12 protein-coding genes and 1 riboswitch are annotated in these 12,768 nt (G+C 38.9%); of the genes, 5 read left to right on the plus strand and 7 right to left on the minus strand.

Features of this window, described 5'->3' with window-relative positions:
* Positions 1-120: 120 nt before the first annotated feature.
* The 6 genes from BM176_RS16600 to BM176_RS16625 form a co-directional block, all read right to left on the minus strand.
* A complete protein-coding gene (locus BM176_RS16600) occupies positions 121-1,269 on the minus strand; it encodes a hypothetical protein (RefSeq protein WP_090105061.1) in 1,149 nt (382 codons plus the stop codon).
* Positions 1,266-1,670, minus strand: a complete 405-nt coding sequence (locus tag BM176_RS16605) for a hypothetical protein (RefSeq protein WP_090105063.1) — start codon at positions 1,668-1,670, stop codon at positions 1,266-1,268. Before BM176_RS16605 ends, BM176_RS16600 begins: the two co-directional genes overlap by 4 nt.
* Before the next feature lie 308 nt (positions 1,671-1,978).
* Entirely contained in the window at positions 1,979-2,389 is a 411-nt protein-coding gene (locus tag BM176_RS16610) for a hypothetical protein (protein ID WP_090105065.1), read from the minus strand.
* Positions 2,382-3,113 carry a hypothetical protein gene (locus BM176_RS16615; protein ID WP_090105067.1) on the minus strand — a complete coding sequence of 244 codons (732 nt, stop codon included), beginning with the start codon at positions 3,111-3,113 and terminating at the stop codon, positions 2,382-2,384. Before BM176_RS16615 ends, BM176_RS16610 begins: the two co-directional genes overlap by 8 nt.
* 378 nt (positions 3,114-3,491) lie before the next feature.
* Positions 3,492-4,280, minus strand: a complete 789-nt coding sequence (locus BM176_RS16620; protein ID WP_090105069.1) for a peptidoglycan recognition protein family protein — start codon at positions 4,278-4,280, stop codon at positions 3,492-3,494.
* 1 nt (position 4,281) lies between these two features.
* Entirely contained in the window at positions 4,282-5,463 is a 1,182-nt protein-coding gene (locus BM176_RS16625; RefSeq protein WP_090105070.1) for a hypothetical protein, read from the minus strand.
* Positions 5,464-5,951: 488 nt separating this feature from the next.
* On the opposite strand from BM176_RS16625, the gene BM176_RS16630 reads away from it, so the two are divergent.
* The 3 genes from BM176_RS16630 to BM176_RS16640 all read left to right on the plus strand — a co-directional run bounded on the left by BM176_RS16630 (position 5,952) and on the right by BM176_RS16640 (position 9,396).
* Positions 5,952-7,013, plus strand: a complete 1,062-nt coding sequence (locus BM176_RS16630) for a serine hydrolase domain-containing protein (RefSeq protein ID WP_090105072.1) — start codon at positions 5,952-5,954, stop codon at positions 7,011-7,013.
* Between the two features lie 70 nt (positions 7,014-7,083).
* A complete protein-coding gene (locus BM176_RS16635; RefSeq protein ID WP_090105074.1) occupies positions 7,084-7,734 on the plus strand; it encodes a DUF4142 domain-containing protein in 651 nt (216 codons plus the stop codon).
* A 72-nt stretch (positions 7,735-7,806) separates the two neighbouring features.
* Positions 7,807-7,898, minus strand: a riboswitch (TPP riboswitch).
* Positions 7,899-8,241: 343 nt separating this feature from the next.
* Entirely contained in the window at positions 8,242-9,396 is a 1,155-nt protein-coding gene (locus BM176_RS16640) for a DUF3095 domain-containing protein (protein WP_090105076.1), read from the plus strand.
* Between the two features lie 65 nt (positions 9,397-9,461).
* On the opposite strand, the gene BM176_RS16645 is transcribed toward BM176_RS16640, so the two are convergent.
* Positions 9,462-10,871 (minus strand): hypothetical protein, encoded by a 1,410-nt coding sequence (locus tag BM176_RS16645; RefSeq protein ID WP_090105078.1) that lies wholly within the window; start codon positions 10,869-10,871, stop codon positions 9,462-9,464.
* A 732-nt stretch (positions 10,872-11,603) separates the two neighbouring features.
* Between BM176_RS16645 and BM176_RS16650 the strand changes: the two genes are divergently transcribed.
* Positions 11,604-12,098 (plus strand): DUF4430 domain-containing protein, encoded by a 495-nt coding sequence (locus BM176_RS16650; protein WP_090105080.1) that lies wholly within the window; start codon positions 11,604-11,606, stop codon positions 12,096-12,098.
* 222 nt (positions 12,099-12,320) lie between these two features.
* A complete protein-coding gene (locus BM176_RS16655; protein WP_090105082.1) occupies positions 12,321-12,752 on the plus strand; it encodes a hypothetical protein in 432 nt (143 codons plus the stop codon).
* The last annotated feature ends 16 nt before the right edge of the window (positions 12,753-12,768 follow it).

The raw sequence follows: 12,768 nt of genomic DNA on the forward strand, positions 1-12,768 counted from the left end.
GGTATCACCATTCCCCAAAACGTCTTATCGTTTCTTTTTTGCCGGGTAGGCCCGGCAATTGAAGCGATAAGACGTAAACTGGTATCCATATAATTATTTACACTAAATACTGATACCTTCCTAAAATGGCAATGCTTCACGGCTTAATCCAAAAGTGGTTCCGAGCATAGCTAATATCTTAGGCTTTCCCATTCCGAAATCATTTCCGAAAGCTCCGTTAATATAAAAATTCTTTGATATCCTGTAATTAATAACACCTACCACACGTTGAGATTTAAGGTCATCTGCCAATTGATAGTTTCTGTGTATTGCCTCTATTCCAATATTGAAATCCTCAATAGTCAGTGACATTTTACCACCTGCTTCAAAGCTGTTGGAATGGGTAGGCACGCCCTGTTTTAAGGAAAAAGCATCGTACATATATCTGGCATAACCGGTGAATGAAAGATAGTTGATCTTGTTCTTCTTAGACAGTGGGATATTTAAAGCAACTGTAGTCCATACCCCTGCCCTCCCCGTTTGCCAGGAAGTATCCCCAATGCCATACGTTGCATACGCCCCGGCCATATCCCATTGCAGAATTGGTTTCTGTAGTAGTTTTTCATCTACAAGGTCTGCAGCATTTTCTTTTGATGTAATCAAATTAAGAGAGTCATTGATTCTTTTCCGGATCATTCTTTGAGTTGTTGTATCTCCATTAAAAACGGCTTCCCTGAATTGCAGATTTCCTTTTACTACAGCATCTATGTTTTTCAGCGCATCGCTATGCCAGGCATCTGTAAGATCACCTAATTCAGTTGCATAATTCTTCTCATGAATCTTTAAGATAGTAGTACGGAAGCCAACAGAGAATACTTTAGCATTACTGTTAGCGCTATCCGGAATTACATTTTTTTGAAGGAAAGCAACAGAGATATCGGCGAACTTTATATCATTAAAAGGGTGATACTTACGTTTTCCATTAACCTCATTTTCATCGATACCTGTAAAGTTGTAAAAGTTTCTTTTAGGTGAACGCACCCACCAATAGGGGCTGAAAGTAGCAGCATAATTTTGTGGCCAGAGGGAAGAACTATTAAAACTTTGTAATATTCCTAATCCAAAAGCTTTAGGTGTCCCAGGTGTTTCTATCAGTTCGGGAGAAACGTCCATCAGTTTAAAAGCACTGGATTGAGGAACACTCAGGTTAGCAGGATCAACAATATTCTGTGCGAATACTGAATTGTGAATATTCCAATATATTAGCAGGAAGAAGAGGATCTTTTTCATGGCAACAGTTTGATGCTTTTGTTTAATTCGATGTCAGTGAAGTTATTGTTGAGGTCAATGATAATATCTGGTTCCATAAACTCTTTATGACCTTCAAATCCGGAATCCAGCATATATAATGCTTCAATATTCTCAAAAGCTTTCTTCCGCGTTTGAATGTCGGCACCTGTAAGGCGAATCGTTGTAACAATAAACAGTACTTTCCCTGTTAGCACCATCGGCATACCAATTTCCGCCAGTTTAATATCGCCGGTAGCGTTAACAGACGCTGCTACCCCGGTTGGTTTAAAGTCCGGTGGGCCGTCGATAGAGAAGGCCCTGGTAGCCGCCATGCCGATAGTGGTAATATCTGCTGTAAGTTTGATTGATCGGGGTTCTGAACCGATAGAATAAGTATCCATTTGAAGAGGGGTGTTTGTGTGTTTTAATAGTGGGTTCGTCGCTGGGTTCTTTTTCCGTGCTTATTTCATTACAAAGATGAAATTTAGTACGTTAAACTCCAATACCAGATAGTTGGTATTTATTGGGCGGGCCTTAGCCATTTGACACACGATTGATACTGTTCAAAGCTCATACGCTTGATAATGCCAGATAGAATTAATACCAAATGGGTACAGTCCGCAATTGCCCACCTGAATCCAGATATGCAAACCAGGTTTGAAGACAATGTTGAAGAAACAGGAAGATCTTGTGGGAGAAGTATAGTTGTTTATTTTTCGAGCGCTTTTAGAAGATTATGAATATCCTTTGAATGTTTCCACTTAAATAACGTTGTATTCTTTATTGAGTTTAATATTTTATTCTTCCCCCTAACAAAAATTGTGTACGAAACATTTGTATTTCCGTTACCAATATCTCTGATTCTCCAGGTGCCATATCCGGCTAAAGGCCCTTCAATATATTTGAAGATAATAAAATCCTCTCCCTTATCCACTTGTTGTAATTTCACTTCAACAAAAGGTAGAGGCTTAAACGTAATAGTATTTGTTTTTATATCAACTCTTGCATTAAATGTATTCCACCAATTTATATAATTAGATAGGTCAAATAAAATTCCCTTAACCAATGAATAAGGCTTCTTAATTGTTCGTTCCACCTTGATTGCCTCGACCTTACTCATAACTGGCTAATCCTCTGTATGTCCATTTATATTCTCCTCCCGTTGCTCTTATAATGCTATCAAGCTGCAAGCCTGCATCTTTCCAGACTCCATCAAGCCAGCTAAACTCAACTTCGCCAACCATTGCAGTATAGGCTGTATCAGATTTGTGTAAATCTACCCTTGCCATATTATTGGGATAGATGGATGGAGTGTAACTTGATACCCCATTCTTAATAAATATTTTAAAATCCTCCACAGAACTAAACATCTGTGATTTTAGTTCACCAGGTGTTGCCTCTGCAGAAAATAAGCCTTGTCCATCTGCATAATTGCATTGTATCCTCACTAATTCTTTCTCATGAGAAATAGATGCTTTAACATAGGGGATTGCATCTGCAAGCAAAAACGGCGATAATTTAGTAATGAGTGACAAATCTGCATTTCTATCTGTAATATAAACAGATGGAGTTTCAGCTTTTAATGAAGTGTCTACTACTCCAATTCTATATGCACATGAAATCGTTTGATAATTAAAAATATTGGGGATGGGAACAACTGTTAGTTTTTTAATATCCAAAATACAGAAGGAAACAACACTCCAGTCGTTGATAATCTGGGGGCGCAACCAGCTTACAGGAAGTTTGGTAGCTAGTATTTCAGGTTTAATCCTAAAATTAAAGATATAACGTTCGTGAAGGTTAGATTTAATCGAACATTGAATAAGGGGCTTTTTAAGTTTCATGTTACTTACTATTTTGGGGTGTAAATACATATTGCGTTATCTATGGTTATAGATGACGCACATTTCCGGGGCTATGTTTATTATCAAGAAATAATTATAGTGTAAACTATTTCATAATCCATTAGTTGTTTTATCTGGAGATATTCATTTGATATCTATAAAGCGTTAGTTAAATTATTGGGGTTGTCTATCTTCTTTAAGGTTCACAGAACCACTCATACACACAAGGTACTTATTTTAATACTAAAAAGCGGATTACAGCAGATTAAAATTTCTTCTTACAGAAAAATCAGATATTGGGGTTAACAAAACAAATGAATATAGCGAAGTCAAAATTCTTTAATGTATGTATTCTCACCGGTAGCAATTTGCGGATACTCAGCTAATACTATCAAACACTTTCCAGCATTTTGGTCCTACAATTCCATCCGGAACAAGTTGATGGTTCCGTTGAAATGCACGAACAGCTGCTTCGGTTTTAGGGCCGAAATTACCATCTGGTTCCATATCAAGTTTGGCCTGGATAATCTTGACGAAATCATTATTATCCCCCCGTTTGATAGTTGGTCGTCCGGCTCCCCCATCGGGTTCAACTGCAGGAATTAATACCGGTGGATCAGTAACGCCATTGAGAATATCTGCAACTTTTTTCCGGAACTCGTCCATATTCAGGTCGGGATCCGGCTTACGTCCCTTAGGAAGCGCGTATTCTTTGTGACCCGCACAAAAGCTGGCATCTTTTCCGATATGCTTTAATATTGCTGCAACGCCCCGGTAATAAGCATCCAATTGCACCTCTGGCCATGGAAAATCATCTGCCAATCCGGTATTTTCGGCTTCAATACCGATGAAGTGAGTGTTGCCGTTACTGATACCCTGCCATATACCCACCCCCGCATGATTACATTTTCCGGCAGCCACAATATAGAAAGTCCCATCCCTTCCCAGGCCAAGTTGCGCAAGTGGCCCTTTCAGCCCCGTACGACCATTAATAAGCGTATTGAGACTTGGCATATTACCTGGCTTCTGGGTAGCCGTATGGTGGCAAAGAATGCCAAGAACAGTACCCATTTCACTCACACCCCTTTCCTCCCACCCATCTACCTGGGCTACTTTAAGTCCGGCTTTTTTAAGGATGTCCGGCAACCATGTTAATGTATATGGCATATTATGATATTCCTCCTTCTGATTGTGGTAAATCTTCGTCGGCTGTTAATACTTCAGCCCCCACTTTACAATTATCGATGTCACTTTCCTCATCCAGCACTCCGCCTTCTCTGGTAACCGGCTTGTGGACTATTTCAGTATTCTGCTTAGGCTCCATTTCAGTAGTCATTTGAATGACAACAGGATTCTGCTTTGTGTTTTGCCGGTCCTCAGACCCCTCTTCCCCGCTCTTTTCCGCCGGTTTAACCGTCGCCCTGATCACCATTACCTTATTGAGCAGATCGAACCAGAAAGGAGCCCCAAGGGCTGCTGCAAATGCAGTGAGCAACCAACCCAGAACAGGTACGGCAAGATGGTTCCAAATCTTAAATTTGCTGTTGTCATTATTTCTTGCCGCAATGATGCCGTTTTCCCATCCCATGGGCAACTTGAGTTCAGCCAGTTCACTTTGAGCTTTGTCGAAACTCATCTGAACAAGACTTGTATCCTTTGCCGCATTTTCGGCTCTGGCCACAATTAGTTTTCTTGCATCCTCATTACGGAATAAATAGTCAGCAATCGCTATCGTATTTATATTTAATCCAATTGCCGCTATTAAACCAATCATGAAAAGAATCCATTGTGTGGAACGCTTATACCAACCTGAAACCCGGTCCATACTACTATCGAACCACTTTTCAAGGTTTTCCTGCAAACGGTCCAGGCTACCATGGGCACTATCCAGGGCCGTAAGCATTGCGCGCTGAACATATAAATTCTGAATGTTTAGAATATTAGTCCGGATAGATTCGACAGACATTTCTACGGAATTGGCGTCGCTGGTGGCCTCGTTATTCTTAGCTCCACGGGCTGCAATATCCATCAATGCAAGCGCAAAATTTTTTGCGGGGATATACGAAGGAAGATCCTTTCCGGAGTCGAATATCTTCGGCTTTTTAGTGTTTTTACCCGGAGTATAATCAGAAGAATATAAACTGCTGATCATGGGATGTTCAAAAAAGCTTCTGGCAATATTTTTGGCCTCCCGGTCGTGGAGTAATTCCCGGACACCACGCTCCAGGTAAGCTGCCCGGGTTTTCAAAATCGTTTCTATACCTTCGCGGATAGAAGTGCAAATCAGGCTGACTAAAATATACAGGAAAATGATTCCTATTGCTACTTCAAAAATAACAGAACCAAACATAAAAGGGGTATTATAAATTAGCTATGATCATATCTTTATATGGGGTCAGGTAATTGGCATTTCCCTGAAATCATCGGTATTTTCTGGATAACAAAAGCATAGGGTCGTGTCTCATTTCATTATGCTTTAGGGTTTAGGTTAATCTGGTACTTCACAATAATCGGGAATCTATCGGGGTATTAACATTTCTTTGATCCTATAGCATAAAGATAAAATGCTTATTTCTACAAATATAACTTTATTCACTGCACAATCATCGCAATACTATAAAAGACTATAAAAATATAATATACCAAAAGATCTGTAGGGCATTCCAAATATATCAATTTTCTCACATTCAACCCAACTATTAAATACGGACATTACACGTTCACTTTCGCACATTCTTTTAGCCGGAATTTCACCCAATAAATTGATAATGAATAACTTCATATCGTGGCATATCTCTTGAACTATCTCTCCGCTTCAATTATTAAAAGCCACTAAAAATGAAAAAAATCTCCCTGATCCTTATTTGTAGCTTTATCATATTCCACGCAAATGCCCAACTTCCCGACAGCATTCAAAATATTATAGAAAAAGAGATGGCTACATTTATGAACACAAATGGAGCAGTTGGACTTTCTATTGGTATTTATAAAAATGGTTATTCTTATACATATCACGCCGGCACAACTGAAAAAGGCACCCTACATACCCCGGACGATCATACATTCTATTCCATTGCATCATTATCAAAAACATTTACCGGACTTTTATTAGCACAGGCAGTCACTGAAAATAAAGTTAAACTGGATGATGATATAAGGAAATATATTGAAGGCGATTACCCAAACCTCCAATATAACGGGCAGCCCATAAAACTTTATCATCTTATTTCTCATGTATCACGTTTACCTTTTTTCCTGTCCGACAGTGCGGATAAGCCAGGTTATACCCGCGATAATTTTCTAAAAGATCTTCACAATATAAAACTGGATACTTTGCCCGGTATTAAATTTCAATATTCCAATGCTGCGGCGCAGCTATTGGGGTATATTTTGGAAAAGGTATATAATAAACCTTATGAAGAATTACTTAAAATAAAAATTGTCCGTCCCTTAAGTTTGAAAAACACTAAAATAACTTTAACTGCTACTGATAAAAAACACGCTGCGAAAGGATATAATAAGGATGGCAGTTATAATTCCGAAAGCTATAATTATTTGCAGGCTGCTGGTGGTATCAAATCCAGTGTGGGTGACCTGTTAAAATATATAGAGTATCAATTGGACGAAAAAGATTCTGCAGTTGCACTGTCTCATAAAGAGAGCTGGGGTTTTGAAATGGGTAACAACACAAGGTTTTCCTGCGCTCTCAATTGGCAGATAATAAAAAGTGCAAATGGAATGCGCCGTATTTTTCAGGATGGCAACCTCCCCAATTACAGCAGTCTTGTAATTATGTACCCTGAATTGAAAACCGGCATTGTCCTTCTCTCTAATACCATTTTGCCCCATGAGCTCTCTAAAATGGCTGATACTATATTAAAAGGAGTCACTTTAGAATAGGTGTTTTCCCGGTCATTTAGTGCATGTCTTCAATGGCATATGTTTTGTGCTTTTATCAGGAAATGGCACTATGAAAAATTTACAGAATTTTTACCGGGGCCTGATACTTCTCTTTATTCTCTTTAGTTGTAACAACAATAAGTCACCTGATAGTGTAAAAAGTGCGAAAGACTCCAATGCAATGAAGATCAGGAACGAAAGAACCATAAAACAACCCACCGACACTCTTGCCTTAATACCAACCAAAGCAGATGCAGATTTCCTCGTAAATGCTGCCAGCGGAGGAATGATGGAAGTGCAATTAGGCCAATTGGCACAAACCAATTCCACTAATAAGCGGGTAAAGGCATTTGGGGCGATGATGGTTAAAGATCATGGAGAACGGAACGAAAAGTTAAAGGCGCTGGCGTCCTCAAAGAATATAACACTCCCAATCGCAATATCCAACCGTCAACAAAAAATAGTGAAGAGCTTGCAGAAAAGAAAGGGTGCGGACTTCGACCGTGCATATATCCGCACAATGGTCAGCGATCATAAAGGCGACATCAAAGACTTCGAAAAAGAAGGAAGTAAGGGGACTGATCCTCAGATTATGGCTTTTGCCAATAACAACCTTGAAATGTTACACAAGCACCTTGATTCTGCTTATATTTTACAAAATGTGCTTGGGATATATGATACCAAGAAAATCTATCCTCCACTCAAACTAACATATCATTAAGCGGTCAACCATAATATTCCATTGCGGAATATTTATTTCACCTGCAATAAAAAAGCCTTCGGATTTACCGAAGGCCTTGTTTGTTTCAATCCCTGCGCTGGCATTATCCAGTTCAAGTTTTAAGGGTATAATCTCAGGCTTTCTCACCACCCCTTTGAAACATTCTACTTATATAATATAAATTATCGTGCCAAATACGCATCCATTAAACATAACATTAACTTTATTATTTATCGTTTTGATTTAAAGTAAAATCGGCAACTGTAGCACATATCAGCTCTAATTGATAAGCATGGTTATAGTTGCAAAAACGTTCTGATTATTCCACACTGTTGTAGCAGAATTTCCCATATTTAACCGGATTCATGTATATTCGATTTACATAGGTCTTTTTAATACAAACTGAACAATTTCTTACTTCATTTGTCTATTATACATCCCCATATCATCAAATGAAAAGAAAATGCGAAGAAGATCTTATATCGCATATTTCAGATAAAGAATATTATGTCCATAAATAACGATCAGTTTTATTCCAGGTTGCCGGTAAATCGTATTCCTCTAAGTGATCTCTTAACTGAGGAACATTTGTTTTATAAGATCCCGGACAACTGGCATGTTATTATAACGGATATTAAAGATTCTACTTCTGCCGTACAAAACGGACTACATGAAACGGTAAATCTTATTGCCACCGGAAGTATTGTGGCTATACTGAATATAAGTTTTAAGGCGAATGTTACCATTCCATTTTTCTTTGGTGGAGATGGCGCCACCTTCATTATTCCCCCAGCTATTAAAAATGCTGCTATAGGTGCTCTTCAAATATATAAAAGTAATACACAGAATAATTTCAATATTGAACTCCGGATAGGTACAATACCTGTTAAAGAAATTTATGAACACGGACATGAACTTAAGGTGTGTAAATTCAGTAGCTCCGGGAACTTTTCCATCCCTATAGTTTTGGGAGATGGCCTTACTTATGCTGAAAAGCTCATTAAAGAAGAAGACTACCAACTCCCCGACCATGAACTCCTGGAGCACGAACTGAATCTTAGTGGGATGCAATGTCGCTGGGATAGAATTAAGCCACCTGTAAATACCTATGAAGTAGTCACTTTAATAGCTATTGCAGCTGATGGAGTGAAACAATCAGAAGCATTTCGAAAAGTAATTTTTCATATCGATGAAATATACGGATCCCCTGAAAAAAGGCAGCCTATATCTGTTTCAAAACTTAGATTGAAAGGCACTTTTACCAAACTGGGGCTAGAAATACGCGCCAGATTTGGCAAGATGAAAGTCTTTAACCTCATCCAGACATGGCTCACCAATTCTCTTGGTTATCTCTATTTCCAAACGAAAAACGGGAGAACCTATCTGAGCCGGTTGGTAGAAATGTCCGATACATTGGTAATTGACGGTAAAATAAATACAGTTATCACAGGAACAGAAAAACAGCGGTTACTTCTTCAGGAAGCATTGAATACATTGGAGACAGCGGGAGAGATTCTATATGCATTTTATGTGAGCAAAGAGTCTGTTATGTCCTGTTATGTACGGGATCTGAAGGATGACCATATTCACTTTGTAGATGGAGCGGAAGGAGGCTATACAAAAGCTGCAGGTGTATTGAAATTAAAACTTAGAAAGATTTGAATCTATTGGTTAAACATCGTCAGCAGAGAACATATATATGCTCCCTGCTGACGATGTTTTATTTTTTATGGAAGTGTGCTGTAATAAACCTGATAAGCACTCAGCGTGACAGATAAGCTGTTATTAATTTTTATACGCTGCGAAGCCGCTGTTTTGTTAACCAGCATTACCCTTGATGCAGAAGCAAGAGCCATTACGTTTGTATTAGACACCGTTGTTTTATAAACTTTTGTTCCAGAAGGGAAATAGCGGTTAAAATCCCTGTATACATAATAATTCTTAAAAGGATATCCACCACCAGCATTCTGTGTGCTGGTGAATAAATAACTCTGATTGACAGCACCAGTCTGCGATTCCGGCGACCAGCGAAGGGATACAGCATCGCCCGCCAATGCATGGTAGACTAACATACATCCTAAAGCAGCTGGCTGTTTCACGGTATCTACATCAGTATTTTCTCCCACATAATCTTCTGCCCACCAAACAGGCAAATTAGTTTTACTACGAATCCAGGTACTGATATCTTTAAATTTTTTAGTGGCAGCAATAGGATTTGTTACCACCTGATCATGCGCATCAGAACCGGCATCCACACAAATGAAGTCAGCACCTTTTTTATTCGCCAGCCAGTAAGTGATCACATCCAGAGTACGCTGATCAATGGTGCCATAGGAAGGATCTGATATATTACTGTTCCCGCCGCCTGGGATGCTAAACCATGAATCCACCACTACATATGGCCCTCCTATGATGGCATCCGGACGAACTTTTTTCACAGAGTCGTACACCTTGTTATATAGAGAAGTATAACGCTCGTAATCCCAGCGATTGGCAGCGTCGTTCCACATACCTTTCAATTCATTCCAAACCTGGAAATATTTAATGTTAGGATATCTTTTTGCTGTTCTTGCGCAGAGGCTCGCAAAGTCCGACTCATGCGCAGGCAAAGGCGCCCATTCAATTTTATTCCAATCGGTATCACCGTTATCATCAGAATCTGCGGTGTTATCCCCTGCATATATTCCTGGTTTCCATGCGGGGTCCGTCATCCAGGTAGGCGCAGTAGCGAGGGTAATTACCGGAGTTCCGCCCATATCTGTCATCATTTTCACCCTTTCATCCAATGATGACCAGTTATATTGTCCGGGGCGCGACAATGGACTACCAGCACCAAAACCGAAAATATGCTGGTTATGATATACTATGGCACCAGTTAACAGTGCTTTGCCTCTTTTTACGGAAGCAGCATCATTCCAGCTATCGAGATTATGCTGCATATAAGTAACCCCTAATTTGAGCGAAGTGGTCATCACTAACTGGCTAGCATCTACGGTTACTTTTACAGTGTCTGCAGCCAGCAGCGCTTTGAGATCATGTAATGCAGGGTTATTAGGTTTTTCAGGAACACATGCCGCCGCCAGCAATACAAAGGCAGCAGGTGAAATCAGGCGTTTCAATAGGTTTTTTCTGGTCATTTTTTGTGAGATTTTTTAAAGCAGCAGTTATGCAAAATGCTACAGGTTAATAATTAATGCATAATATGGTTATAATGGCTACGCACATTTTTTTTAATACGGGAGTGATAGCGGTAGCCCGGTGGATTCAAACATAGGTGGAATTCTTCTTAATGGTTTTTCAAGCAGCAAAATATTCGAAAGCGTTGTTCTTTTAAACTAAGTAAATATAAAAGATTTCTTGCATTGGCCCTAAATATCGGTTCATATATTAAAAAATATTCTTAACTAAATTATCTAGTAACAAAACTGTTCATGTAGTTTTTCCGTGATGCCCATGTAGATTTCCGGAATAGGAAATGAATGAATAATTATATTGCAATAACAATGCTGTTATTTATTATTCGTGGTTTGAAGTTAAGGATAAGTTAACAGTAAGTTCGTAGTGAGTTCGTAGTTGGAACACACCTGTAACACACCTTGAACACTCTTTGAACACTCTTAGAGCACATAACTGTGATCAAAGAGTATTCAAAGAGTGTTCAAGGTGTGTTCTACTCATAGACTCACTATTAACATTATACGTGGGGTGTTATAATTCTTAGCTATTGAAGACAATATCTGTTCAAAATAGTGCTATTCAGGAATACTATTGTATGAGGAAATAAGAAATTTATTTTTCCAGTTGATCAATAAAAATGAAATGATTAACTTCAGAGGGTAACTTCAAAATAATCATCAAATTTTAAACCTATGTTAAGAATTAAAATTATTGCGCTCTGCATTTTATGCAGTTTGTTAGTCCTGTCGTCCCAATCATTCGCCCAGGATAAACACCCCGCCCCTGTTTCATGTACGAGTTGTAGCACCACAAATTGCGCTTCCGTTTCTTTTACTGCAACCTGCCAGGGAACGGTAATTTATTCTAATCCCAAAATTCCCTGGGTAAAAGGAATGAATGTAACTGTTGCATTAAGTAGTGCAAATTCATCGGTGCCGCTCACCATTCAAACAACGCAATTTTGCCCTTATGGAAGTTTTGTAACTGGTATAAATAACCATTCTGCACCAACAGGATACTACTGGGGATTATATATCAATGGAAAATTCGCAGACTATGGAATAGATTTTCAGAAAGTGAACGCTAAGGATAAAATTACATTTGTTTGCACATCCCTAACGGCATTGAAAACTACTCAAACATCCCAAAAATCTCATCAGTCATTGTACCTCGCCCATATTAAATAGCGTTAACCGGTAATTTATCTTTTTGGTTAGCGGAATAGGAGGCTGTAGTACCCTGTAAATGAAATATAACCCCTTTTCAACCACTTATTCCTCTTTTCCAGCATCTCATGCCCCTGGCAGCAGTTCCTCTTCTTTTGAGCCTTATTTTCGTAAGGTATTCAGCAATGGTTCCGGAGCCTGACAAGAAACATACGAGATTTAAAAACCAAAAAGAATATTACTATGTATTACCGTATACAACCACGCTGTGGAATAGAAAACAATACTGTATTGTCTGTTAACAACAATGATCTTACAGGCAATCTTATTATTAATACATTTAAAGAAGGTGATGATAGTCAACTATGGCAACCTATTGTTTATGACCTTAAAGGAAATTATATAGGTATTGTGCTGTTAAATAAGAAAACGGGGTTAGTTGCTATTGCACCTGAAAACTTTGCCCCAGTAAGGCAATGTAAAGTTTCGGAGATGGCAGATCAAAGGGTAACCTGGAATCTTGCGGGTACAGCCATTCAGTTAAGGAACAACACCGACATGAATTTAAATGTAAAAGGTAATGGGCCTTATCCTCCAGGAACAGAAGTGTATGTATGGGATTGGAGTAAAGGAGACCCTAATGAAACCTGGAATCTTCTGGCAGCAGATTTCTAGTATAGCTATGGTAACA

Source organism: Chitinophaga sp. CF118 (assembly GCF_900112615.1).
GTDB lineage: Bacteria > Bacteroidota > Bacteroidia > Chitinophagales > Chitinophagaceae > Chitinophaga.